This is a genomic window from Actinacidiphila paucisporea (genome assembly GCF_900142575.1).
Classification (GTDB): domain Bacteria; phylum Actinomycetota; class Actinomycetes; order Streptomycetales; family Streptomycetaceae; genus Actinacidiphila; species Actinacidiphila paucisporea.
In genome coordinates this window covers 193248-217518 of record NZ_FRBI01000005.1, presented here as the reverse complement: position 1 = coordinate 217518, position 24271 = coordinate 193248, and the positions used below count along the sequence as shown (strand labels likewise).

The following is a 24271-nucleotide window of genomic DNA, read 5'->3' as shown; positions in this document are numbered from 1 at the left end:
AGCGACGTTTCACGTGGAACACGATGCGCCGCGCCAAGCCGGTATCCCGGCAGACACTCCGGATTATGCAGTTTTGGCCGTTTCCGGCTAGTCGCTCAGCGGCGTCGGCGCCCCGCGCTGCCGCCGCTGCGCGGGGTACGGCTCGCGCGGGCAGCCTTCGCCCGCCGAGTGGCCGCCCGAACTCCGCCGGGGCTTTCTCCTACCAGGACCCGGACGACTGTGGACAACGGATCGACCACGCCGGCGCCGACCTGTGTCACCGAGGCGCTCACCGCGCCCAGCCGGCCCAGCGCCGCCCTGGCCGCCTTCAGCTCCTCCTCGGCAGTGTCGCCCTTCAGTACCGCCATCTCACCGTGCGGGCGCAGCAGCGGCAGCCCCCAGCCGGCCAGCCGCTCCAGCGGCGCGACCGCGCGAGCGGTCACCACGTCCACCGGCGGCAGCTTGCCCACCATCTCCTCGGCCCGACCGCGGACCACCGTCACGTTGGCCAGCCCCAGCAGCCGTACCACCTCCTCCAGGAAGGTCGTACGGCGCAGCAGCGGCTCCAGGAGGGTGATCTCCAGGTCCGGCCGGGCCAGGGCCAGCGGGATGCCGGGCAGGCCGGCGCCCGAGCCCACATCGCAGACGGACACGTCCTCGTCGATCACCTCGGAGAGCACCGCGCAGTTCAGCAGGTGCCGCTCCCACAGCCGGGGCACCTCGCGCGGCCCGATCAGACCGCGTTGCACCCCGGCATCCGCCAGCAGCTCGGCATAGCGCAGCGCATCGGCGAACCGCTCGCCGAACACCGCCCCGGCCTGCTCGGGCGGCGCCGGAAGCTCCGCTGCTGCCTCCGTCACGGGACTGTCCTTTCCTCGGTTCTCGCATGCGTTCGTTCGTGTCCAGGCTGACAAGCTTCGGCCCCGCCTGCGAGCAGACGGGGCCGATCGATCGGGGCGAACAGCCGGTCAGACCGGCAGGACGACCACCCTGCGCTGGGGCTCCTCGCCCTCGGACTCGCTGCGGAGACCTGCCGCGGCGACCGCGTCGTGCACGACCTTGCGCTCGAACGGCGTCATCGGGTCCAGCTTCACCGGCTGACCGGTCTCCTTGGCCTCGGCCGCGGCCTCGGCGCCCAGCTGGGCCAGCTCGGCGCGCTTGCGGGCCCGGAAACCGGCGATGTCCAGCATCAGCCGGCTGCGCTCACCGGTTTCCCGGTGCACCGCGAGCCTGGTCAGCTCCTGGAGCGCCTCCAGCACCTCGCCGTCCCGCCCGACGAGCTTGGTCAGCTCGCGGGTGGAAGTGTCACCGATGATCGACACCGACGCACGCTCGCCCTCGACGTCCATGTCGATGTCACCGTCGAGGTCGGCGATGTCCAGCAGCCCCTCCAGGTAGTCCGCCGCGATCTCACCCTCCTGCTCCAGCCGGGTCAGAGTCGCGGACGAGCCGCTGTCGGGTGCCGTGGTGGTGTTGACGTCGCTCACGCCTGGACTCTCCTCTTACTTCTTCTTCGACGACAGGTTGCCCGGCTTGGCCTTGGCCCCGCCGGACTGCTTGCCCGGCGTGCCGCCGCTCTGCTTCTGGCCGCCCGCCCTCGGGGCACCGGCGCGCGGTGCGCCGCCGCTGCTCTTGCCGCCGCCACCGGACCTGGGAGCACCGCCCTTGGGAGCACCGCCCGACGTGGGACCGCCCGGCTTCGCACCACCGGACGCGGACTGGTCTGCACTGGGGGCGTCAGCCTTGGCATCGCTGACGGAGTCGTTGGAGCCGTCGGCGACAGAGCCGGCCGAGCCGCCCGCCCGGGGCGCTCCGGGACCGCCCGCGGCGGCTCCGGTCTGGCGCTTGGCCTTCGGCTGCCGCTTGGGCTGGGTGCGGTTGGCACGCGCGACCTCGACCGCCTCCTTGGCGGCGACCTCCTCGGGCGCCTCGACCAGCTTGCCCTTGGCCCGCAGCCGCTCCTGGCGCTGCTGGAAGGCCAGGCTGCCGGGGGTGGGGTTGCGGTAGATCACGAACATCTGCTGGCCCATGGTCCACACGTTGGTCGTCAGCCAGTAGATGAGGACACCGACGGGGAAGTTGATACCCATCACGGCGAAGATCACCGGGAAGACGTACATCAGCATCTTCTGCTGCTGCATGAACGGGGTCTTCACCGTCATGTCGACGTTCTTGGTCATCAGCTGGCGCTGCGTGTAGAACTGCGAGGCCGACATCATGAGGATCATCACGATGGTGACAAGCCGCACATCGGTCAGGGTCGCACCGAGCACGTGGACCTTCGCGGCGCCGTCGGTGAACTTCGCCGCCAGCGGGGCACCGATGATGTGGGCCTTCTGCGCGCTGTGGACGAGGTTGAGGTGGATGACACCGACCTCATTGCCCTTCGCGACGTTGCTGAGCACGTGGTAGAGCGCGAAGAAGAACGGGGACTGCGCCAGAATCGGCAGGCACGAGGAGAGCGGGTTGGTACCCGTCTCCTTGTACAGCTTCATCATCTCTTCGGACTGCTTCTGGCGGTCGTTCTTGTAGCGCTCCTGGATCGCCTTCATCTTGGGCTGGAGCGCCTGCATGTTCCGGGTGGACTTGATCTGCTTGACGAACAGCGGGATCAGGCAGATCCGGATCAGGATCACCAGCGAGACGATGGACAGACCCCACGCCCAGCCGCTGTCCTTGTCGAAGATCAGGCTGTAGAACGAGTGGAACTGGACGATGATCCACGACACTGCGTCGTATAGGGGGTTCAGGATCCCCACGGTCAGGCTCCTTGGGCGTGAGAGGGTCCGGTGGGCTCGGGCGTGACGGGCCCGTCGGAGCCGCCCCGCAGGGTGCGGCGCAGCAGTTCGTGCCATGGCGGCCGCTTACGCGGCGGGACATGGTCCACTCCGCCTGGCGACCAAGGGTTGCACCGGAGGATGCGCCACGCGGTAAGGGCGGTGCCCTTGATCGCGCCATGCCGGTCGATGGCGGTGTACCCGTAGTGGGAACACGACGGGTAATACCGGCAGACCGGGCCGAGCAGTGGACTGATCGTCCACTGGTACAGCTTGATCAGTGCCAGCAGTGGGTATTTCATTGAGCCACCCTCCCCTCGGCGTCGCCATGGGTGTCACGGCCCAGCAGCCGCTGCAGTGCGGCGTCCAGGTCGAGGGCCAGCTGTGCGTGGTCCGCGTTTCCCGCGTCGGGAAGCGCGCGTACCACTACCAGGCTACCGGGGGGCAGCAGCGACAGACGCGCCCGGACGAGATGACGCAGTTTGCGCTTCACCCGATTCCGCTGTACCGCCCCGCCGACTGCCTTGCTCACGACGAAACCCGCACGTGCCGGGGGAGTGCTCCCCCCAGGCACATGCGGGTACATGGCGTCTCGACGCAGATGGACGACCAGCAGCGGGCGGCCCGCCCGTCGTCCACGGCGAACCGCCGTCGCGAAGTCCTGGCGCCGCCTCAGCCGATTCTCGGTGGGCAGCACGACATCAGACCTGAGGCAATCAGGCGGACAGGCGCGCGCGGCCCTTGCCACGGCGGGTGGCGAGGATGGCGCGACCCGCACGCGTGCGCATCCGCAGGCGGAAGCCGTGGGTCTTGGCGCGGCGGCGGTTGTTCGGCTGGAAGGTGCGCTTGCTCACTCGGGGGCTCCAGAAGAGATCGTGTCCGGCGGGGCGTCGCCTGGCTGTCACCGTGCGCCCACGAAAAGCTCGCGGACCAAACGGGTGCACCGCTTGACGATCATCCTGCAGCGTTAACGCTTCGGAAGATCCTCGCCCATCGGTAGGCAGGCGGCAGCAGCCATCGACAACTCGACCTCGATACGGTACGTGCGGCTAGGCCATCCGGTCAAACCCGGCGGCGCGCCCCCGTCATTTGTACACAGCCTGTGGACAACGACTTGAACCACGCCCGCCGCGCTGATTACCGTGGCTGAACTCCGTACTCTTCCCGCCCCTGCCGAGGTCCACACGCCTGCGGGAGTTCGCTGCCCCACCTACGCAACTAAGCAACCGAGAGAGCGTGCCCTGTGGCTGACGTATCCGCCGATCTTGCCGCAGTCTGGCCACAAGTGCTCCGGAAACTGCTGGTGGACAGCGAGGACCTGAAGCCGACCCACGCGGATTGGCTGCGTCGCATCCAGCCGCTGGCGCTGGTCGCCGGCACCGCCGTGCTGTCGGCACCGAACGAATACGCCAAGAAGATCCTCGAGGGCCAGCAGCTCAAGCAGCTGATCACGGATGTGCTCAGCCATGAGTTCGGTCACACGGTGGGGATCGCCATCGCCGTCGCCTCCGGAGGCGAGCAGGACCAGCCGGACGGCGGTACGGACGACTGGCCGCCGCGTACGCCCGAGGACGAATGGCAGCAGCCGGGCCTGGGGAACTGGGGGGCGCCGGCCGGTGGCGGTTTCCAGGACCGCAGGCCGGACGCCTACTCCGACGCCCGGGACGACCGCGGCGACCGGGATCCGCGCGGCGACCGGGACGACCGCGACCTCAGGGGGCCGCGCGACCAGCGGGACCGGCTCGACGACCGTGACCACCGCGACCCCAGGGACCCGCGCGGGCACCACGACGACCGTGACCACCGCGACCCCCGTGGTGACCGGGACCGGGACCGGGACCGTGACCGCTATCGCCCCGACCGTCTGGACGGCGGCTACCCGGCCGTACCGCACCAGGCGCACCCCGCCGACCGCCCCTACGGGCCCGGCTCAGGAGGCGGCTACCCGTCGCAGGGGGCGCAGCAGCCCGCTGCCCGGCCCCAGCGGTCCTCGGCGGTTCCGCCGCCCCCCGGCGGCAGCAGCGGCTCGGGGGCGGGCGGTTCCGGCGGCAGCGGCGGGGTCGTGGAGCCGACCGCGCGCCTCAACCCGAAGTACCTCTTCGACACCTTCGTGATCGGTGCCTCCAACCGCTTCGCGCACGCCGCGGCGGTGGCGGTGGCCGAGGCGCCGGCCAAGGCGTACAACCCGCTGTTCATCTACGGCGAGTCCGGGCTGGGCAAGACGCACCTGCTGCACGCGATCGGGCACTACGCCAGGAGCCTCTACCCGGGCACCCGGGTCAGGTACGTCAGCTCGGAGGAATTCACCAACGAGTTCATCAACTCCATCAGGGACGGCAAGGCGGACGCCTTCCGCAAGCGCTACCGCGACATGGACATCCTGCTCGTCGACGACATCCAGTTCCTGGCGAGCAAGGAGTCGACGCAGGAGGAGTTCTTCCACACCTTCAACACCCTGCACAACGCCAACAAGCAGATCGTGCTGTCCTCCGACCGGCCGCCCAAGCAGCTGGTCACCCTGGAGGACCGGCTGAGGAACCGTTTCGAGTGGGGCCTGATCACCGACGTCCAGCCGCCCGAGCTGGAGACCCGGATCGCGATCCTGCGCAAGAAGGCGGTCCAGGAGCAGCTGAACGCGCCACCCGAGGTGCTGGAATTCATCGCCTCGCGGATCTCCCGGAACATCCGGGAGCTGGAGGGTGCGCTCATCCGGGTCACCGCCTTCGCGAGCCTCAACCGGCAGCCGGTGGATCTCCAGCTCACCGAGATCGTGCTCAAGGACCTGATCCCGGGCGGCGAGGACTCGGTCCCGGAGATCAGCGGCACCGCGATCATGGCGGAGACCGCGGCCTACTTCGGGCTGGCGGTGGACGACCTGTCGGGCTCCTCGCGCAGCAGGGTGCTGGTCACCGCGCGGCAGATCGCCATGTATCTGTGCCGGGAGCTGACCGACCTGTCGCTGCCGAAGATCGGCGCCCTCTTCGGCGGCCGCGACCACACCACGGTCATGCACGCCGACCGGAAGATCCGCTCGCTGATGGCCGAGCGGCGGTCCATCTACAACCAGGTGACCGAGCTGACCAACCGCATCAAGAGCTGACGCGCGCCGCCTCCCGTTCGATTACCCGTCGCCGCGGTCCTGTTGTCCACAGGATCGCGGCGATTTGTCTGTCCACACCCTGGGGACACCGGAGTTGTCCAGATATTCTCCACAGGCGCACCACCCGCCACGGTGTCCGGGCAGCTCAGTGGGGTGGGGATATGTGGGTAACCGTCGTCCACAGACTGTGGAGGGAGCGGGCGTCCACAGCCCCGCTGATCGGTTGTCCACCGCTCGCCCACAGGTTGAGGCCGGTTGTGCACAGCTCCGGGCCACTTCTCCACATGTTTGTCCACTGTTCGGCAACGAAACGTGCTCTGTCCCACGGGAGAGTGAAAGCCGTCACACCAACGTGGTGGGTTGGCCTGGGGAGAACCTGGGTATTTCTGGGGACAGAGCTGGGGACAACCCCATGACGCCTGTGTACGGGGTGTGCACAACTTTCCGTCGTCCACAGGACCCCCTGGTTGTCCACCGGCGCCGCCCACAGGCCCTGGGGATAAAAAACGAGGCCTGACCTGCGCGGGAACAGGTTATCCACGGTATCCACAACCCCTACTACTACGACTACACGTAGATAGCGGGGAAACTGCTTCGAAGCGGGTCCTGTGCACAACTCGGACCTCGCCGCCCGGCAACCCGTGGCGCCGCTTGACGCCAAGCCGCTCCGACTGACAGTCCTGTGCGTCAGACTGTTCCCCGACAGCTGGCAACAAGCAGGAGGCGGTTCCGGTGAAGATCCGGGTGGAGCGCGACGTACTCGCCGAGGCAGTGGCTTGGGCAGCCCGCAGCCTTCCGGCCCGCCCCCCGGTGCCGGTGCTCGCCGGACTGCTGCTCAAGGCCGAGGACGGCCAGCTGAGCCTGTCCGGCTTCGACTACGAGGTCTCGGCACGGGTCGCCGTCGAGGCCGAGGTGGACGAGGAGGGCACCGTCCTGGTGTCCGGCCGGCTGCTCGCCGACATCTCCCGCGCGCTGCCCAACCGCCCCGTGGAGATTTCCACCGACGGGGTCCGCGTCACCGTCGTCTGCGGCAGTTCCCGCTTCACCCTGCACACCCTGCCGGTCGAGGAGTATCCGGCGCTGCCCGCGATGCCAGTGGTGTCCGGCACCGTCCCCGGCGAGGTCTTCGCCGCCGCTGCCAGCCAGGTCGCCATCGCGGCCGGCCGCGACGACACCCTGCCGGTGCTGACCGGTGTACGGATCGAGATCGAGGGCGACACGGTGACGCTGGCCGCCACCGACCGCTACCGCTTCGCGGTCCGCGAGTTCCTGTGGAAGCCGGAGCAGGCCGACATCTCGGCCGTCGCCCTGGTGCCCGCCAAGACGCTGCAGGACACCGCCAAGTCGCTCACCAGCGGCGACACGGTGTCCATCGCGCTGGCGGGCTCCGGCGCCGGCGAGGGCCTGATCGGCTTCGAGGGCGCCGGGCGGCGTACGACGACCCGGCTGCTGGAAGGCGACCTGCCGAAGTACCGCACGCTCTTCCCGACGGAGTTCGCCTCCGTCGCGGTGATTGAGACGGCACCCTTCGTCGAGGCCGTCAAGCGCGTCGCCCTGGTTGCCGAGCGGAACACCCCGGTGCGGCTGAGCTTCGAGCAGGGCGTCCTCACCCTGGAGGCCGGCTCCAGCGACGATGCACAGGCTGTGGAAAGGGTCGACGCCAAGCTGGAGGGCGACGACATCTCGATCGCCTTCAACCCGACCTTCCTGCTGGACGGGCTGAGCGCGATCGACTCCCCCGCGGCGCAGCTGTCGTTCACCACCTCCACCAAGCCGGCGCTGCTCAGCGGCCGGGCAGCCGTCGACGCCGAGCCCGACGAGGCGTACAAGTACCTGATCATGCCGGTGCGGCTTTCCGGCTGAGCCCGCCCGCGGCTGCCGCGGCGACGGACGTAGGCTCGTCCCCAGGTCAGGTTCAGGCTCAGGCAGCAGCAGGCGGCCCCGCACACCACGGGGACGCGCGCGACGCTTCGAACGAAGGATTTGTGATGCAGCTCGGTCTCATCGGTCTCGGCAAGATGGGCGGCAACATGCGTGAGCGCATCCGCCGCGCAGGCCACACCGTCATCGGATACGACCGCAATCCCGATCTCGCCGATGTCCACAGCCTCAAGGAGCTTGTGGACGGCCTGCAGGGTCCGCGCGTGGTGTGGGTGATGGTGCCGGCCGGCGCCGCGACCCAGTCCACCATCGACGAGCTGGGCGAGCTGCTCTCCCCCGGCGACCTGGTGGTCGACGGCGGCAACAGCCGCTGGACGGACGACGAGAAGCACGCCGAGCAGCTGGCGGCCAAGGGCATCGGCTTCGTCGACTGCGGTGTCTCCGGCGGCGTGTGGGGCCTAGCCAACGGCTACGCCCTGATGTACGGCGGCAAGGACGAGGACGTCGCCAAGGCGCAGCCGATCTTCGACGCGCTCAAGCCCGAGGGCGACGCCGGAGCGGTCCACGCGGGCCGGGTCGGCGCCGGACACTTCGCGAAGATGGTCCACAACGGCATCGAGTACGCGATGATGCAGGCTTACGCCGAGGGCTGGGAGCTGCTCGAGGCGGTGGACTCGGTCACCGACGTCCGCGAGGTCTTCCGCTCCTGGAAGTCCGGTACGGTCATCCGCTCCTGGCTGCTCGACCTGGCCGTGGACGCCCTGGACAAGGACGAGCACCTGGGCGCCCTGCGCGGTTACGCCGACGACTCGGGCGAGGGACGCTGGACGGTGGAGGCCGCGATCGACAACGCGGTGCCGCTGCCGGCGATCACCGCCTCGCTCTTCGCGCGCTTCGCGTCCCGCCAGGAGGACTCGCCGCAGATGAAGATGATCGCCGCGCTCCGCAACGAATTCGGCGGCCACGCCGTCACCGCCGCCGAGTAGGCGGCCCGCACCACACAGCAAGCATGGGAGGTCGGCGCGGAGACGCGCCAAGCACGCGATGCACGTAGCGCACCTGTCGCTCGCCGACTTCCGCTCCTACGCCCGGGCCGAGGTCCCTCTCGACCCGGGCGTCACGGCTTTCGTGGGCCCCAACGGGCAGGGCAAGACCAACCTGGTCGAAGCGGTCGGCTACCTGGCGACGCTGGGCAGCCACCGGGTCGCCTCCGACGCCCCGCTGGTCCGGGTCGGGGCCGAGCGGGCGGTGGTACGGGCCCAGGTCGTGCAGGGCTCGCCCGCCGACGGGGAGCGCCGCCAGCTGCTGGAGCTGGAGATCAACCCGGGCCGGGCCAACCGGGCCAGGATCAACCGCTCCACCCAGGTCCGGCCGCGCGATCTGCTCGGCATCGTCCGCAGCGTGCTGTTCGCACCGGAGGACCTGGCGCTGGTCAAGGGCGATCCGGGGGAGCGCCGCCGCTTCCTCGACGAGCTGATCACCGCCCGCGCACCGCGCCTTGCGGGCGTTCGCAGCGACTTCGAAAGAGTGTTGAAGCAGCGCAATACGCTGCTGAAAACCGCCGCGCTGGCCCGCAGGCACGGCGGCAAGGGCGCCGACCTGTCCACTCTCGACGTGTGGGACCAGCACCTGGCCACCGTCGGCGCCGAGCTGCTGGCCCACCGGCTCGACCTGGTGGCGGCGCTGCAACCGCTGGCCGACAAGGCGTACGAGCAGCTGGCGCCCGGCGGCGGCCCGGTGGGCCTGGACTACCGCAGCTCGATGGGCGAGGAGGTGCTGGCGGGCGCGGCCGGCCGCGAGGAGCTCTTCCAGCGGCTGCTCGAAGCACTGGGTGCGGCCCGGCGGCAGGAGATAGAACGCGGGGTGACCCTGGTCGGCCCGCACCGGGACGACCTGCTGCTCAGGCTCGGCCCGATGCCCGCCAAGGGCTACGCCAGCCACGGCGAGTCCTGGTCGTACGCCCTGGCGCTGCGGCTGGCCTCCTACGAGCTGCTGTGCGCGGACGGCGGCGAACCTGTGCTCGTGCTGGACGACGTCTTCGCCGAACTGGACGCCAGGCGCAGGGAGCGGTTGGCCGAGCTGGTGGCGCCGGGCGAGCAGGTGCTGGTCACCGCGGCGGTGGACGACGACGTACCGGGGGTGCTGCGCGGTGCGCGCTTCTCGGTGGAGGACGGGACGGTGGTTCGGCAGTGAGCGAGACGGCGGGGACCGGCGACGTACCCCAGCAGCCCGCGCCCCCGGAGGCGTCGGGCGTGGACCTGGCGCGGGTGGCGCTGCGGGCGGCCAAGGAGCAGGCCAGGGCCAGGGGCGCCGCGGCCGTACAGAAGAAACAGGCCAGGCGGGGCGGGCTGCGCAGCGGTGCCAGGGCGGACGGCAGGGATCCGCTGCCGCTGGGGGCCGCCATCAACCGGCTGATCACCGAGCGCGGCTGGGAGGCGCCGGCCGCGGTCGGCGGGGTGATGGGCCGCTGGCCGCAGCTGGTCGGCCCGGAGGTCGCCCAGCACTGCTCGCCCGACCGCTACGACGAGGACGCGCGGGTGCTGACCGTGCAGTGCGACTCGACGGCGTGGGCGACCCAGCTGCGGCTGCTGGCGCCGACCCTGGTCGCCCGGCTGAACGCTGACCTCGGCCACGGCACGGTCAAGCTGCTCAAGGTGCTCGGTCCTGCGGCCCCGACCCGCTCCTACGGCCGGCTGCGGGCGCCGGGCAGCCGCGGACCCGGCGACACCTACGGCTGAGCGAGCCGGTTCGCGCAGGTGAGCGACCTGCCGTGGGTCTGGCGTACAGGTGTACGGCTGCCGGACCGGGTCCCTGCGCAGCGTAGCCGGGTCTTGACAGCCGGAAGCCCTGGACGCCCGTGTGAGCGGTTTTGGCACCGGGGCCGCGTGTAGGGAGTCGGGCGGCTGCCGTTTTGGGCGGCACATGCGAAGGGAGGTACCGGCAAAGCCCCATTCATGTCGGCGCTACCGGTAGACTGGCAGACACACCGCCCTCCCCTGGCATCGCGGCAGGGGTACCCCAGCGGAACTTGTCGAAGACGCAGCCGATCCCGCCCTGCGGGACCCGGCTCGTGCTGTGCCAGAAAGGGCGCTTCGTGGCCGATTCCGGCAACCCCAACGAGAATTCCAGCAAGTCCTACGACGCCAGCGCGATCACCGTGCTCGAAGGCCTCGACGCGGTGCGCAAGCGCCCCGGTATGTACATCGGCTCGACCGGTGAACGCGGCCTGCACCACCTCGTGCAAGAGGTGGTCGACAACTCGGTCGACGAGGCGATGGCCGGTCACGCGGACACCATCGACGTGACGATCCTCGCCGACGGCGGCGTGCGGGTGGTGGACAACGGCCGCGGCATCCCCGTCGGCATGGTCGCCTCCGAGGGCAAGCCGGCCGTCGAGGTGGTGCTGACCGTGCTGCACGCGGGCGGCAAGTTCGGCGGCGGCGGCTACGCGGTCTCCGGCGGTCTGCACGGCGTCGGCGTCTCCGTGGTCAACGCGCTCTCCACGCGCGTCGCCGTCGAGGTCCGCACCGAGGGCCACCGCTGGACGCAGGACTACAAGCTGGGGGTGCCGACCGCCCCGCTGGCGAAGAACGAGCAGGTCGAGGAGACGGGGACGTCGGTCACCTTCTGGGCCGACCCGGACATCTTCGAGACCACCGACTACTCCTTCGAGACGCTGTCCAGGCGCTTCCAGGAGATGGCCTTCCTCAACAAGGGCCTGCGGATCTCGCTGACCGACGAGCGCGCCGACCACGTCGACGAGGAGGGCAAGCCGCTCACCGTCTCGTATTACTACGAGGGCGGCCTGGTCGACTATGTGACGTATCTCAACTCCCGCAAGGGCGAGCTGATCCACCCCACCGTCATCGACATCGAGGCGGAGGACAAGGAGCGGCTGCTCTCGGTCGAGGTCGCGATGCAGTGGAACAGCCAGTACAGCGAGGGCGTCTACAGCTTCGCCAACACCATCCACACCCACGAGGGCGGCACCCACGAGGAGGGCTTCCGCGCGGCGCTGACCAGCCTGGTCAACAAGTACGCGCGGGAGAAGAAGCTGCTGCGTGAGAAGGACGACAACCTCAACGGCGAGGACATCCGCGAGGGTCTGACCGCGATCATCTCGGTCAAGCTCGGCGAGCCGCAGTTCGAGGGCCAGACGAAGACCAAGCTGGGCAACACCGAGGCGAAGACCTTCGTGCAGAAGGTCGTGCACGAGCACCTGACCGACTGGCTGGACCGCAACCCCTCCGAGGCCGCGGACATCATCCGCAAGTCGATCCAGGCGGCCACCGCCCGGGTCGCGGCCCGCAAGGCGCGCGACCTGACCCGCCGCAAGGGCCTGCTGGAGTCGGCGTCGCTGCCGGGCAAGCTCAGCGACTGCCAGTCCAACGACCCGACGAAGTGCGAGATCTTCATCGTCGAGGGCGACTCGGCCGGCGGCTCGGCGAAGTCCGGCCGCAATCCGCAGTATCAGGCGATCCTGCCGATCCGCGGCAAGATCCTGAACGTGGAGAAGGCCAGGATCGACAAGATCCTGCAGAACACCGAGATCCAGGCGCTGATCTCGGCCTTCGGCACCGGGGTCCACGAGGACTTCGACATCGCCAAACTGCGTTATCACAAGATCATCCTGATGGCGGACGCCGACGTCGACGGCCAGCACATCAACACGCTGCTGCTGACCTTCCTCTTCCGCTTCATGCGTCCGCTGGTCGAGGCCGGACACGTCTACCTGTCCCGCCCGCCGCTGTACAAGATCAAGTGGGGCCGCGACGACTTCGAGTACGCCTACTCCGACCGTGAGCGCGACGCGCTGGTGGGGCTGGGCAAGAGCGGCGGCAAGCGGATCCGCGAGGACTCGATCCAGCGCTTCAAGGGCCTGGGCGAGATGAACGCGGAGGAGCTGCGGGTCACCACGATGGACATCGACCACCGCGTGCTCGGCCAGGTCACGCTGGACGACGCGGCCCAGGCCGACGACCTGTTCTCGGTGCTGATGGGCGAGGACGTGGAAGCCCGCAGGTCGTTCATCCAGCGCAACGCCAAGGACGTCCGGTTCCTGGACATCTGAGTCGGCCCCCACTTTGGCCGTGTGAAAGGACAATCTGACAGCGATGGCCGACGAGACCCCCAACATCCCACCCGTGCCCGATGTGCCGGCGTCCGAGCGGGAACTGCGCAACGAGTCCGGCGGACTGCGTGTCGAGCCCGTCGGGCTCGAGACCGAGATGCAGCGCAGCTACCTCGACTACGCGATGTCCGTCATCGTCTCGCGCGCGCTGCCGGACGTGCGCGACGGCCTCAAGCCGGTGCACCGCCGGGTGCTGTACGCGATGTACGACGGCGGCTACCGGCCCGAGAAGGGCTTCTACAAGTGCGCGCGCGTCGTCGGCGACGTCATGGGCACGTACCACCCGCACGGTGACTCCTCGATCTACGACGCGCTGGTCCGGCTGGCGCAGCCGTGGTCGATGCGGATGCCGCTGGTGGACTCCAACGGCAACTTCGGTTCCCCGGGCAACGACCCGGCCGCCGCGATGCGGTACACCGAGTGCAAGATGATGCCGCTGTCCATGGAGATGGTCAGGGACATCGACGAGGAGACCGTCGACCTCCAGGACAACTACGACGGCCGCAACCAGGAGCCGACGGTCCTGCCGTCCCGCTTCCCGAACCTGCTGATCAACGGCTCGGCGGGCATCGCGGTCGGTATGGCCACCAACATCCCGCCGCACAACCTGCGCGAGGTCGCCGACGGCGCCCAGTGGTGCCTGGCCAACCCCGACGCCACCTCCGAGGAAGTGCTCGAAGCGCTCATGGAGCGCATCAAGGGCCCCGACTTTCCGACCGGCGCCCTGGTCGTCGGCCGCAGGGGCATCGAGGACGCGTACCGCACCGGGCGCGGCTCGATCACCATGCGGGCGATCGTCGCGGTCGAGGAGATCCAGAACCGGCAGTGCCTGGTCGTCACCGAGCTGCCGTACCAGACCAACCCGGACAACCTGGCGCAGAAGATCGCCGACCTGGTCAAGGACGGCAAGATCGGCGGCATCGCGGACGTCCGCGATGAGACCTCCTCGCGCACCGGTCAGCGGCTGGTCATCGTGCTCAAGCGCGACGCCGTCGCCAAGGTCGTGCTGAACAACCTCTACAAGCACACCGACCTGCAGACCAACTTCGGCGCCAACATGCTGGCCCTGGTCGACGGTGTGCCGCGCACCCTGTCGCTGGACGCGTTCATCCGCAACTGGGTGAACCACCAGGTCGAGGTCATCGTCCGGCGCACCCGCTTCCGGCTGCGCAAGGCCGAGGAGCGCGCGCACATCCTGCGCGGCCTGCTCAAGGCGCTCGACGCGATCGACGAGGTCATCGCGCTGATCCGGCGCAGCGACACCGTCGAGGTCGCGCGCGAGGGCCTGATGGGCCTGCTGGCCATCGACGAGATCCAGGCCAACGCGATCCTGGAGATGCAGCTGCGCCGGCTGGCCGCCCTGGAGCGGCAGAAGATCATCGCCGAGCACGACGAGCTGCAGGCGAAGATCAACGAGTACAACGCGATCCTCGCCTCGCCGGAGAAGCAGCGGCAGATCATCAGCGAGGAGCTGCAGGCCATCGTCGACAAGTTCGGCGACGAGCGGCGCAGCAAGCTGGTGCCCTTCGACGGCGACATGTCCATCGAGGACCTGATCGCCGAAGAGGACATCGTCGTCACGATCAGCCGTGGCGGCTACGTCAAGCGCACCAAGACCGAGGACTACCGCTCGCAGAAGCGCGGCGGCAAGGGCGTACGCGGCACGAAGCTCAAGCAGGACGACATCGTCGACCACTTCTTCGTGACCACCACCCACCAGTGGCTGCTGTTCTTCACGAACAAGGGCCGGGTCTACCGCGCCAAGGCCTACGAGCTGCCGGACGCCGGCCGGGACGCGCGCGGCCAGCACGTGGCGAACCTGCTGGCCTTCCAGCCCGACGAGCGGATCGCCCAGATCCTGGCCATCAAGGACTATCAGGCGGCGCCGTATCTGGTGCTGGCCACCAAGTCCGGCCTGGTGAAGAAGACCGCGCTCAAGGACTACGACTCCCCGCGCTCCGGTGGCGTGATCGCCATCAACCTGCGGGAGGCCGACGTCGAGGGCGGCTTCGACGAGCTGATCGGCGCCGAGCTGGTCTCGGCGGACGACGATCTGCTGCTGGTCAGCCGCAAGGCGCAGTGCATCAGGTTCACCGCGTCGGACGACGCGCTGCGGCCGATGGGCCGTGCCACGTCGGGTGTGAAGGGCATGAGTTTCCGCGAGGGTGACGAACTGCTCTCGATGAATGTCGTCAGGACCGGTACGTTCGTCTTCACCGCCACCGACGGCGGTTACGCGAAACGCACCGCGGTGGACGAGTACCGCGTGCAGGGCCGTGGCGGACTGGGGATCAAGGCGGCCAAGATCGTGGAGGACCGGGGCTCGCTGGTCGGGGCGCTGGTGGTCGAGGAGACCGATGAGATCCTCGCCATCACGCTGAGCGGCGGGGTGATCCGCACGCGGGTCAACGAGGTCAGGGAGACGGGCCGTGACACCATGGGCGTCCAGCTGATCAACCTCGGAAAGCGGGATGCCGTCGTCGGCATCGCGCGCAATGCCGAGGCGGAGGATGATCCGGAGGCGGCCGGTCCGGCCGGCGTCGAGGATGATGACACCGTGAACGACAGTGAGCGCAGCAGCGAGCACGACGTTGCGGCCGAGGGCGAGCAGCCCGCGGCCGGTGAACCGGAGGAGTAAGCCGTGAGTGGAGCCACGGGCGCCGCGGGTGGGGCCGGGAGGTCCGGGGGTGCCCGTGGCTCCGCCAACCTCAACGGCCCGGATGAGGGGGACTACGCCGTGTCGGGCACTCGCCAGCCGGCCCAGCCGCACCAGCCGCCGCAGGCGTATTCGCCACCGCCGCCGACCGCCGCACCCACGCCCACCGCTGGGCACGGCGGGCGCGGGCAGGCCAAGCCGGGCGGCACGTCGGGCGGGCACGGCTCGCCGGCCGCCGCCGGCGTGCGCCGGCCGCGCCCGGCCGCCAGGACGGTGCCGCGCACCCGCAAGGCGCGGCTGCGGATCGCCAAGGCCGACCCGTGGTCGGTGATGAAGGTCAGCTTCCTGCTGTCCATCGCGCTGGGCATCTGCACGATCGTGGCGGTGGCCGTGCTGTGGATGGTGCTGGACACCATCGGCGTATTCAGCACCGTCGGCTCCACGATCAGTGACGCCACCACCTCGGACCAGGGCGGCAAGGGCGGTTTCGACCTGGTGTCGTTCCTGTCGCTGAACCGCGTGATGCTCTTCACCACGGTGATCTCGGTCATCGACGTGGTCCTGGCCACCGCGCTGGCCACGCTGGGCGCCTTCATCTACAACCTGTCGGCCGGTTTCGTGGGCGGCGTCGAGCTGACGCTGGCCGAGGACGAGTAGGTCGCGGGCGTGCCGCGCGATACCGATTTTGGGACATGGCCTGCCGTGCGCTAATCTTTCGGTGCAGCGCGGGGCTATAGCTCAGACGGTTAGAGCGCTTCCCTGATAAGGAAGAGGCCCCAGGTTCAAGTCCTGGTAGCCCCACCGCGTGAGGCCCTTCACCTACTCGATCGAGTAGGTGAAGGGCCTTTTTCCTATCCGCCGGTGTATCCGCCTCCGCGTCCGCGCGCGTATCGCTGTCCGCCTGCGTATCGCTGTCCGCCGGCGTCCGTGGACGCGGGCGGCCATGCCGACATCAGGTCACCGTTCGGTATCGGCTGCTGTGTATAGTCGGGCGCGTCAGATGCTGTCCCCACCCATGAAGGAGGAGGTCACGCGATGAAGAAGTTTCTCCTGGTCGCACTGGCCGCCGTCGCCGGGCTGTTCGTGTACCGACAGATTCAGGCGGACCGCGCCGAGCAGGACCTGTGGACGGAAGCCACTGACGCTGTCCCGGCGGGTTCCGGCGCGAACGTGTGAGACGGCGGTGCGGTACCGCGAGGTGCCGCGACCGCCCCGGGTCCCGGCCGCACACTGCGGCCGGGGCCTTCGTTGTTGCAGGACCGTGACCGCAGCCGCTTGAGTTTGCGCCAGCAAATGATTACTTTGCTTGAGCAAACGACGAGGCGTGTCGTGCGGTAACGAGGGGGATGTGGCGCCATGGGACGACGACGACCACCGCCGAGGCGGCGGCCGCTGCCGCGGCCGGCTGCGGGGCTGCTGATCGCGGCACTCACGGGGCTCGCGGCGGCGGCCCTGCTCCCCGCGACAGCGGCGTGGGCGGCGCCGCCCGTGGCGGGGAGCCAGGACGGCAGCCTGATCATGGTGCTGGACTCCTCCGGCTCCATGGCGGGCCCCGACGGCTCCGGGCACACCAGGATCGAGTCGGCCCGCACTGCCGTCGGCTCGGTCGTGGACGGGCTGCCCGACGGCTACCCGACCGGGCTGCGGGTCTACGGCGCAGGCAAGGCCCACGGCTGCGACGACACCTCGCTGGCCCAGCCCGTCACCGCACTGGACAGGGCCGCGATGAAGCAGGCGGTGGACGCCGTACAGCCAAAGGGCGACACCCCCACCGCGCTCGCCCTCACCCGGGCGGCGGCAGACCTGCCAGCGCGGGGGCGGCGGACCGTCCTGCTCATCTCCGACGGCGAGTCCAACTGCGGCGCCCCCAAGCCCTGCGAAGTGGCGGCGAGCCTCGCGGGTGACGGCCTCGACCTGCGGATCGACACGGTCGGCTTCCAGGTCAAGGGCGCGGCACGCGACGAACTGGAGTGCATCGCGAAGGCCGGGCACGGCGCCTATTACGACGCCCCGGACGCCGCCGCCCTCGCCCGCCAGCTGGTCCGCGCCTCGCAACTGAGCGCCGACGCCTACCGCATGGCGGGCGACCCGGTGACCGGCGGGGCGAGCCCGGCGAAAGCCGCGGCAATAGGCCCCGGGCAGTACACCGACACCATCGGCCCCGGCGAGACCCGGTGGTATGCCGCCACCCTGGACGCGGCGAGCACCGCCGACCTGTCCGCGACGGCGGTCCCGCAGCCGGGTGTGCCGGTCGACTACGGCGACGGTATCGAGCTCAAGCTGGCCGGGACCGGCGCGTACGGCTACACCTGCGACTCGGACTCCACGCACTTCGGCCAGGACGAAGGCGCGATGACGCTGACCGGCGCGGTGAACCGGGTGCCGACCCGGGACGGCAAGGACGGCTGCGACAGGGCCGGCCGCTATCTGTTCTCGGTGCACCGCACCACGGCGGTCACCTCGGACCGCAGCCGCTGGCCGGTCGAGCTGCGCTTCGACAACGAGACGCCGCTGCCCGCGGGCACGGTCGCCGCGGCCGCCAGGACCGACTACGGCACGGCACCCGCGCCGCTGACAGGCGCCCCGAAGGACCTGGCCGGCGGCACGGGCTTCAACGACGCCACGGCGGTCGCCAAGGGCGTCTGGCGCGACCGGCTGCTGCCCGGGCAGACCCGCTACTACAAGGTGCACGTCGGCTGGGGCCAGCAGCTCACCTACGCGGCCGAATTCGCCAACGAGCCGCTGCTCGGCGGCGCCTCGTCCAGCACGTCGACCTTCGTGACGACCACCGCCTACGCACCGGGCCGGCTGCGCGTCGAGAGTGCCTCGGACGCGCGCGTCAACCGCTCCTACAGCGGTACGCCGGTGTCGGTCGGGCTCGGCACAGTGCCGGTGACCTGGACCAACCGCTGGGTGACCGACCGCGACGCGGCCCCCGTCCACAGCGCGGGCGACTACTGGATCGCGGTCGGCCTCGGCCCGGACGCCGCCCGGCTCGCGAAGAACACCGCGGTCGGGGTGATCCTGCGGGTCGATGTCACCGGCACGGAACTGGCCGGACCGCAGTACCAGGCCCCCGCGCTGGCCGCCGACGGCAAGGCGCAGGGCGGCGCACAGGGCCAAGCCGACGCAGATGGCCGAGCCGACGCAGATGGCCGAGCCGACGTACAGGGCGACGGCAAGGGCGGTTCGGGCATGGCGGCCAAGGAGACGGCTTCCGGAGGCGGCCTCAGAGGCATGGACCTGGTGGCAGCGGGTACGGGCGGCGCCGTCGCGCTCGCCGGGATAGGAGCGGTGGCGCTGGCGCACCGCCCGCGGAGCCGTACGACAAGGGGTGGGGCATGAGGCGGGACGGTTCGACGAAGCGCGGTACGTGCACCGCGGCGGCGCAAAAGCTCGGTATACGTACCGCGTCGAGGACGCCGGCCGCGAAGCGCCGCACCTTCGCGGCGGTGAGCAGGCGCGGCGTGTACACGGCGGTGGCCGCGCTGCTGGCGCTCACCGCGCTCCAGGGCGTCCAGGGCGGGCCGGCCGCCGCCGACGGCACTCCAGGACCGGGAGCGCCCGCGACGTGGCAACCGCAGGGCCAGGTGATCGCCGGCGCGGCCACCACCGCTGACGCGCCCGCGATGCGGCCGGGCGTCACCTACCGCGACACCATCAAGGTCGGCGAGACCCGTATCTACGGCATCACGCTGGTCGACAAGTCCTCCGCCTACGCCTCCGCCTTCGCCCTTCCCGCGCCGGGCACCCGGGTGGCCTACGGCGACGGCATCGAGCTGAAGCTGGTGAGCGCCGACGGCGACACCTGCGACAGCGTCGACGCGCACTTCAGGGACGACGGCGCCGTGCGCCCGGTGGGCAGCGCGGTGTCCCGGCTGATCGGCGTCGACTCCTCCTGCCAGGACGCCAACCAGTACGACCTGTCCGTCCACCGCACCAGCAACGGCACCTCCGACCCGGGCGTCTGGCCGCTGGAGCTGCGCCTTGTGCTCGAACCGCCGCTCAAGTCCGGCGCCGCGGCCGGGCACGCGCCGAAGGGCACCGGCACCGCCTCACCGACCCCGCTGACCAGCGGAACTGCGCAACAGGCCCGCGGCGGCACGTCGTTCGACACCGCGGCGGCGGTCAAGACCGGTATCTGGAAGGACAAGGTGCTCCCCGGTGAGACCCGGTTCTACAAGGTCCCGGTCGACTGGGGCCAGCAGGCCACCGTCTTCTCGGACTTCTCCAGCGTCCAGACCATCGACAGCGCCGGCTTCGTGATCTCCGGGGTGCGGCTGGCCGCGTACAGCCCGGTTCGCCAGCTGATCGACGACCAGGAGCACCTCTACGAGGGCACCCCGACCTCCCTGCACGAGCAGCTGGCGCCGGTCTCGTACGCCAACCGCGCGGCCGACGACAGCGACGTGGCGCGGGTCCGCTACGCCGGCTGGTACTACTTCGCCGTCTCCGTCCACCCGGACGTGGCCAAGGAGACCGGCGGCGCCGTGCCCGTGACGCTGCGGGTCGACGTCTCGGGCACCGCCCAGGCCGCGCCCGACTACGACGGGGACCCGAAGGCCGCCGGGATCGGCGTCGACGCGCACGACGTGTCGGCGGCGAACGGGGCGCCGCAGTCCGCCGGGCCCTCCGCGTCGGGCGAGTCGGCGAAGCGGTTCCTGGGCTTCGCCGCGCTCGGCGCGGGCACGGTGCTCGTCCTGTCGCTCGCCGTCTGGACCCTGACCGCCCGGCGCCGGGCGGCGGCCGTGCAGGACGCCGTGACGCAGCCGTCGCCGCCGCGATCCGGCTTCGGGCCGCCGCCGTCCTGGTGACGGGCCGGCGTCAGCCGGAGGCCAGCGCGTAGATGCCGACCGCGAAGCAGATCGCGGCCAGCACGAGAACCGGGATCACCACGGTGGGGGGTGGTCCCGGTCGGCGTGTGCGGGCGGGCGGCGCGGTCCCGGCGGCGGCCGGCACAGGCGCTGGCGGGGCGGCTTGCGGCTGCGGGACCGGCACCGTCGGCATCGGCATGGGCAGCGGGATGGGCGCGGGCGGCTGGGGGCCCGCCGGGACCGGGACGTCGGTCCTGGTCGGCGGGTGCGCTGGGGCCGCCAGCGGATAGCCGGCCGTCGGCGACACGTAACCGGGCTCCGGCTCCGGTGCCTGCCGCGGCGGTGCCGGGGGCGCCTGCGGGCGTACGGGTCCCGGCTCGGGGTGCACGGCCGCGGCTCCGGTCGTCCTCGGCCCCGAGGGGAGGGGGCCGTCGGGGCCGAAGCCCTCGGGCAGCGGCCCGATCTGGTCGAAGATCTCCACCGGTTCCTCCCCCGGCGGCGGCTCGGGAAGCAGCTCGACGGCTCCCGCGAGGGCCTTGCGCGCCCCGGTGGCGGTACGGAACCTGGCCCGCGGATCGGGCTGCAGCAGCGCCCCGATGACCTGCCACAGCGCGTCGGGCACCCCGATCGGCGCGGGCGGCACCCCGCCGGAGAGGAAGCGCTCCGCGATGGCGCGGGCGTCCGGCCGCTGCCCACTCAGCAGGTAGAGGGAGACCAGGCCGACCGCGTACAGGTCGGCGGGGACGTCGGGCTCCGCACCCATCATCTGCTCAGGGGCGAAATACCCCGGTGTGCCGACCACGAAATCCGCGTCGGTCAGCCGCGGCTCACCCTTGCGCATGGCGATGCCGAAGTCCGACAGCCGTACGTGCGGGGCGCCGGTGCCGGTCGCCTCTAGCAGGATGTTCGCCGGCTTGATGTCGCGGTGGATGATCCCCTCGGAGTGCACCGCCTGCAGCCCGGAGAGCAACTGGTCGACCAGCACGCACACATAGCGCGGCGGCAGCGGCCCGTAGTCGCCGATCAGATGGGACAGCGAGCCGCCGTGCACCAGGTCCATGGTGAACAGGACCTTGTCGTCGTCGGCCGCCCAGCTCGCCGGCGCCAGCACATGCGGGTGGTCGATCCGCATCGCCTGCTCGCGGACGAAGCGCAGCAGCGCGTGGGCGTCGCTCTGCTGGAGCACCTTCGCGGCCACATAGCGGCGCCGCCGCTGGTCCCAGGCCCGCCAGACCGCGCCCGCCCCGCCGCGCCCGATCGGGTCCACCAGCTCGTAACGGCCTGCGAAGACCTCACCCATGGCGTACCGCTCTCCCCCTGCTCGCCGTGCCTGCCGTCGTCAGTCCCTGTGCGCCTCGTAGTGGGCGACGGCCTCACTGGTCCGCCCGGCTCCGTACACACGAAGGAACTCTGCCAGTCCGGGATGGTCCGGCGCGAGGGAGTGGGCGGCCTGTTCGATCTCCTCGGCGGACGCGACCGACCGCAGCACCTCCTGGACGCCGCGCACCACCTGCCGGGGCGCGGCCGTCTCCGAGGCCAGGGAATGCGACGTCGTGCCGAGCAGGGAGGAGCCCGCAGACTCGCGGATCTCGTCCATCCTGGCCGCCGCCTCCAGCGCCCCGGTGCGCCCCTCCGCCACCTGCCAGGCCAGCTCCTGCAGCGCCTGCAGCCGCTGCACCACCGCCGGATTCCCGATCTTGGCCCGCTGCCCGCTCTTGAGCTGCGACAGCATCGGCGCGGACAGCCCGAGCACCGCGGCCAGCCGCGCCTGGTTGAGCCCGAGGTCCCCGATCAGCCGCTGGAACAACTCCCCCAACGGCTCCCCGTACCACCCCCGCTGCAACTCCCTGGCCTCCCCGGCCCGGCCCACGGCGCCCTGCCCCGCACCACCCTGCCCCGAGCCGTCCATACCCACTCCCCATATTTGCGCCTGCGAATCCGCAAACCATCCTAGGCGCCCCCAATTCCGGTACGGCCCACCCCACCCGACCCGGTACGCTGTTTTCCGACGCGGGGCCTTAGCTCAGTTGGTAGAGCGCTGCCTTTGCAAGGCAGATGTCAGGAGTTCGAATCTCCTAGGCTCCACAAGGATCTACGCAGGTCAGCGGCCCTCTCGCCCAGCTCGGGTGAGGGGGCCGCAGGCGTCCGGTACACATTCTGTACACATCTGGCCGCGGCCCACGTGCTCGGATCACTGCCGAGGGGGCGGTATCCGGCGGCGGGAGAGGGCCAGCCTGCGGCGCTCGCGGTCGATCTCGGCGACGAGGACGGTGACCTCGTCACCGACGTGGAACGCGTCCTCCGGGGCGTCCAGTGGCTCCAGGTCGAGCTCTCGGAGGTGGATCAGCCCTTCGACCCCGTCGGCCACCGCAACGAAGACGCCGAACGGGATCAGTTTCGTGACCCGTCGTCGTACCCGGATCACTCTGGCAGGATGCGGCCATGCCCTGGACACCGAGTGACCCTTCACAGCTCCCGGCTCCATGGTGGGTGCCGGACAACGGCATGCAGGGCCTGGACGCCGAGTTGACGCGCGAGCTGTCTCCGTCGCATCAGTTGCGCGGCGCGACGTTTTCAGCGACGGCACGGTGCGAGGGGTGTGACGACGTCCTGTTCCGTGTGGACGACCGCCCCTTCCCCTGGGCCGTCGTCCACCTGACCTGGAGCGGGCACGACGAGCGCGTGCCCTGGCCCGTGACTACACCTCTGGCAAGCCTGGCCGACCTCGTAGAGGGATCCGACCCACGGATGCAGGGGGTCCTCCGAGCGTGATCGCCCGGAATCTCAGGCAGACAAAGCCGTCGCGGCTTCGCAGGAGCGGCCGTAGCCCTCGAGCCGACGGGGAGGAGGCGGTCTCATGCCATTCGACGCAGCACGCCTGGCGCGCATCGCGGCCATGGAGGAAGTGGCCCGTCCGGTCTGGGAACAAGCCGGGGACACTGAACTGCTTCAGCAGTTCCTCTACGACAACGGTTGCCACGGGGTGGAGGCCGTCTTCGTCACCATGGGCTTGCTCGGCTGTGATCTCGGCGAGGCCCAGCGGGCCTTCTTCAACGCCCCGTGCCGCGATGCCGAGCGCAGATTCCACAACCAGGCCATGGATGTGCTCGCCGCGGCTGCCGACCACGAGGTCTGAGCGGCTCTGAAGCCGACAGAGCGCTGGCAGCCGGGCACCCTGGTCATGTTGCGCCCAGGAAGGAGTCTGACGTGATCGTTTTACCTGACGATCTCGACCTGCCCGACCGGGCCACGGTCCTCGCCCAGGCGATTCCTTTCGACCGCGACCGGTGGATACCTCGCCTGCCGGATCCGACGTGGTGGCCGGCCGCCCTCGACGAGTGCCCAGTGGAGGGTCGCTGGCCGAAGGTCGATCGGGAGACCGTTTTCCGCATCGCTGAGAAGGCCGACAGCGTCGTGGGTCGTCGGCACCTGCTTGTGGCCTCGCTTGTGTGGGGATCCGGCACCAGGGCGCGGACGGTGAGCCGCAGAGCACTCATATTCCGGGGTTCTCCACCGGAGGACATCGACGCCCGTCTGACCGCTGCGCTTGCCGTACTGCTTACGCGCGGCGCTGGTGAGGCCTACCGGGCCTTGAACAACGACCAGCGGATCCGCTACCTGGGACCGGCCTTCTTCACCAAGGTGCTCTACTTCGCCGGCCACGAGGCGGCGGCCGACCCGCGACCGGTCATCCTGGACAGCGTGGTGACCCGCGCTCTGCGGGCGGGCGACGGTGTGGATGCCTCATGGCGGAAGAACGGATGGACCACGCCCCAGTACGAGCAGTACCTGGCGGCAGTGCGCGCGTATGCCGACCACCGTGCCGTTCTCCCGGACCAGGTAGAGGCGGCCTTGTTCGCTCGCGGCAAGCAGGTGTGAGCCTGGCTCGCCGAGCCGCGGAGCGGCCCTCCCACCCGGCTGAGAGGCGGGAAG

The 24271-nt window shown here is 70.3% G+C and carries 22 protein-coding genes and 2 tRNA genes; 15 read left to right on the top strand and 9 right to left on the bottom strand.

Annotation, left to right across the window (positions count from 1 at the left end):
• Nucleotides 1–95 precede the first annotated feature (95 nt).
• The 6 genes from rsmG to rpmH all read right to left on the bottom strand — a co-directional run bounded on the left by rsmG (nt 96) and on the right by rpmH (nt 3610).
• The gene (gene rsmG, locus BUE44_RS10705) at nt 96–839 is read right to left on the bottom strand and encodes a 16S rRNA (guanine(527)-N(7))-methyltransferase RsmG (protein WP_073496555.1); all 744 of its coding nucleotides are present in this window, start codon (nt 837–839) and stop codon (nt 96–98) included.
• Between the two features lie 108 nt (nt 840–947).
• Nucleotides 948–1466 (bottom strand): Jag family protein, encoded by a 519-nt coding sequence (locus tag BUE44_RS10700; protein WP_073496553.1) that lies wholly within the window; start codon nt 1464–1466, stop codon nt 948–950.
• Nucleotides 1467–1481: 15 nt separating this feature from the next.
• Nucleotides 1482–2738 carry a membrane protein insertase YidC gene (yidC, locus tag BUE44_RS10695; protein WP_073496551.1) on the bottom strand — a complete coding sequence of 419 codons (1257 nt, stop codon included), beginning with the start codon at nt 2736–2738 and terminating at the stop codon, nt 1482–1484.
• A gap of 2 nt (nt 2739–2740) precedes the next feature.
• On the bottom strand, nt 2741–3058 hold the full coding sequence (gene yidD, locus BUE44_RS10690) for a membrane protein insertion efficiency factor YidD (protein ID WP_073496549.1): 318 nt from the start codon (nt 3056–3058) through the stop codon (nt 2741–2743).
• The gene (rnpA, locus tag BUE44_RS10685; RefSeq protein WP_073496547.1) at nt 3055–3453 is read right to left on the bottom strand and encodes a ribonuclease P protein component; all 399 of its coding nucleotides are present in this window, start codon (nt 3451–3453) and stop codon (nt 3055–3057) included. Before rnpA ends, yidD begins: the two co-directional genes overlap by 4 nt.
• Before the next feature lie 19 nt (nt 3454–3472).
• Nucleotides 3473–3610: a 50S ribosomal protein L34 gene (rpmH, locus tag BUE44_RS10680; protein WP_030354375.1), complete on the bottom strand. Its 138-nt coding sequence runs from the start codon at nt 3608–3610 to the stop codon at nt 3473–3475.
• 389 nt (nt 3611–3999) lie between these two features.
• Between rpmH and dnaA the strand changes: the two genes are divergently transcribed.
• The 12 genes from dnaA (at nt 4000) to BUE44_RS10620 (ending at nt 20338) form a co-directional block, all read left to right on the top strand.
• A complete protein-coding gene (gene dnaA / locus BUE44_RS10675) occupies nt 4000–5856 on the top strand; it encodes a chromosomal replication initiator protein DnaA (RefSeq protein ID WP_073496545.1) in 1857 nt (618 codons plus the stop codon).
• 732 nt (nt 5857–6588) lie between these two features.
• On the top strand, nt 6589–7719 hold the full coding sequence (dnaN, locus tag BUE44_RS10665) for a DNA polymerase III subunit beta (RefSeq protein WP_073496541.1): 1131 nt from the start codon (nt 6589–6591) through the stop codon (nt 7717–7719).
• Nucleotides 7716–8723, top strand: a complete 1008-nt coding sequence (gene gnd / locus BUE44_RS10660; protein ID WP_407640017.1) for a phosphogluconate dehydrogenase (NAD(+)-dependent, decarboxylating) — start codon at nt 7716–7718, stop codon at nt 8721–8723. The genes dnaN and gnd overlap by 4 nt, the downstream gene beginning before the upstream one ends.
• A gap of 58 nt (nt 8724–8781) precedes the next feature.
• Entirely contained in the window at nt 8782–9930 is a 1149-nt protein-coding gene (recF, locus tag BUE44_RS10655) for a DNA replication/repair protein RecF (protein ID WP_073496537.1), read from the top strand.
• On the top strand, nt 9927–10475 hold the full coding sequence (locus tag BUE44_RS10650; RefSeq protein WP_073496535.1) for a DUF721 domain-containing protein: 549 nt from the start codon (nt 9927–9929) through the stop codon (nt 10473–10475). The genes recF and BUE44_RS10650 overlap by 4 nt, the downstream gene beginning before the upstream one ends.
• Nucleotides 10476–10807: 332 nt before the next feature.
• Nucleotides 10808–12808 carry a DNA topoisomerase (ATP-hydrolyzing) subunit B gene (gene gyrB / locus BUE44_RS10645; protein ID WP_073496863.1) on the top strand — a complete coding sequence of 667 codons (2001 nt, stop codon included), beginning with the start codon at nt 10808–10810 and terminating at the stop codon, nt 12806–12808.
• Between the two features lie 43 nt (nt 12809–12851).
• Nucleotides 12852–15506 carry a DNA gyrase subunit A gene (gene gyrA, locus BUE44_RS10640; protein ID WP_073496533.1) on the top strand — a complete coding sequence of 885 codons (2655 nt, stop codon included), beginning with the start codon at nt 12852–12854 and terminating at the stop codon, nt 15504–15506.
• A gap of 3 nt (nt 15507–15509) precedes the next feature.
• Complete coding sequence (locus BUE44_RS10635; protein ID WP_073496531.1) at nt 15510–16181, top strand: DUF3566 domain-containing protein; 672 nt, start codon at nt 15510–15512, stop codon at nt 16179–16181.
• A 70-nt stretch (nt 16182–16251) separates the two neighbouring features.
• Nucleotides 16252–16325, top strand: a tRNA-Ile gene (locus BUE44_RS10630).
• Nucleotides 16326–16559: 234 nt separating this feature from the next.
• The gene (locus tag BUE44_RS37830) at nt 16560–16700 is read left to right on the top strand and encodes a DLW-39 family protein (RefSeq protein ID WP_200804389.1); all 141 of its coding nucleotides are present in this window, start codon (nt 16560–16562) and stop codon (nt 16698–16700) included.
• A 180-nt stretch (nt 16701–16880) separates the two neighbouring features.
• Nucleotides 16881–18869, top strand: a complete 1989-nt coding sequence (locus BUE44_RS10625; RefSeq protein ID WP_079189651.1) for a vWA domain-containing protein — start codon at nt 16881–16883, stop codon at nt 18867–18869.
• The gene (locus BUE44_RS10620; RefSeq protein WP_073496530.1) at nt 18866–20338 is read left to right on the top strand and encodes a hypothetical protein; all 1473 of its coding nucleotides are present in this window, start codon (nt 18866–18868) and stop codon (nt 20336–20338) included. Before BUE44_RS10625 ends, BUE44_RS10620 begins: the two co-directional genes overlap by 4 nt.
• 10 nt (nt 20339–20348) lie before the next feature.
• Here BUE44_RS10620 and BUE44_RS10615 read toward each other — a convergent pair whose 3' ends face one another.
• A complete protein-coding gene (locus tag BUE44_RS10615; protein ID WP_073496528.1) occupies nt 20349–21638 on the bottom strand; it encodes a serine/threonine-protein kinase in 1290 nt (429 codons plus the stop codon).
• Between the two features lie 39 nt (nt 21639–21677).
• Nucleotides 21678–22247 (bottom strand): DNA-binding protein, encoded by a 570-nt coding sequence (locus BUE44_RS10610; RefSeq protein ID WP_073496526.1) that lies wholly within the window; start codon nt 22245–22247, stop codon nt 21678–21680.
• A 103-nt stretch (nt 22248–22350) separates the two neighbouring features.
• Here BUE44_RS10610 and BUE44_RS10605 point away from each other — a divergent pair.
• Nucleotides 22351–22423: transfer RNA gene (locus BUE44_RS10605), tRNA-Ala, on the top strand.
• 106 nt (nt 22424–22529) lie between these two features.
• Here BUE44_RS10605 and BUE44_RS10600 read toward each other — a convergent pair.
• Entirely contained in the window at nt 22530–22763 is a 234-nt protein-coding gene (locus BUE44_RS10600) for a S1 RNA-binding domain-containing protein (RefSeq protein WP_073496524.1), read from the bottom strand.
• A 432-nt stretch (nt 22764–23195) separates the two neighbouring features.
• Here BUE44_RS10600 and BUE44_RS10590 point away from each other — a divergent pair, with 432 nt between their 5' ends.
• Nucleotides 23196–23474 carry a hypothetical protein gene (locus tag BUE44_RS10590; RefSeq protein ID WP_073496520.1) on the top strand — a complete coding sequence of 93 codons (279 nt, stop codon included), beginning with the start codon at nt 23196–23198 and terminating at the stop codon, nt 23472–23474.
• Between the two features lie 71 nt (nt 23475–23545).
• Nucleotides 23546–24217 (top strand): 8-oxoguanine DNA glycosylase OGG fold protein, encoded by a 672-nt coding sequence (locus BUE44_RS10585; protein ID WP_073496518.1) that lies wholly within the window; start codon nt 23546–23548, stop codon nt 24215–24217.
• The last annotated feature ends 54 nt before the right edge of the window (nt 24218–24271 follow it).

Bases quoted from the DNA above. Each gene is read 5' to 3' on its own strand.
- BUE44_RS10590 (WP_073496520.1), top strand. From the start codon at position 23,196: ATGCCATTCGACGCAGCACGCCTGGCGCGCATCGCGGCCATGGAGGAA.
- BUE44_RS10610 (WP_073496526.1), bottom strand. From the start codon at position 22,247: ATGGACGGCTCGGGGCAGGGTGGTGCGGGGCAGGGCGCCGTGGGCCGG.
- BUE44_RS10620 (WP_073496530.1), top strand. From the start codon at position 18,866: ATGAGGCGGGACGGTTCGACGAAGCGCGGTACGTGCACCGCGGCGGCG.
- BUE44_RS37830 (WP_200804389.1), top strand. From the start codon at position 16,560: ATGAAGAAGTTTCTCCTGGTCGCACTGGCCGCCGTCGCCGGGCTGTTC.
- BUE44_RS10625 (WP_079189651.1), top strand. From the start codon at position 16,881: ATGGGACGACGACGACCACCGCCGAGGCGGCGGCCGCTGCCGCGGCCG.
- BUE44_RS10615 (WP_073496528.1), bottom strand. From the start codon at position 21,638: ATGGGTGAGGTCTTCGCAGGCCGTTACGAGCTGGTGGACCCGATCGGG.
- yidD (WP_073496549.1), bottom strand. From the start codon at position 3,058: ATGAAATACCCACTGCTGGCACTGATCAAGCTGTACCAGTGGACGATC.
- gyrA (WP_073496533.1), top strand. From the start codon at position 12,852: ATGGCCGACGAGACCCCCAACATCCCACCCGTGCCCGATGTGCCGGCG.
- recF (WP_073496537.1), top strand. From the start codon at position 8,782: ATGCACGTAGCGCACCTGTCGCTCGCCGACTTCCGCTCCTACGCCCGG.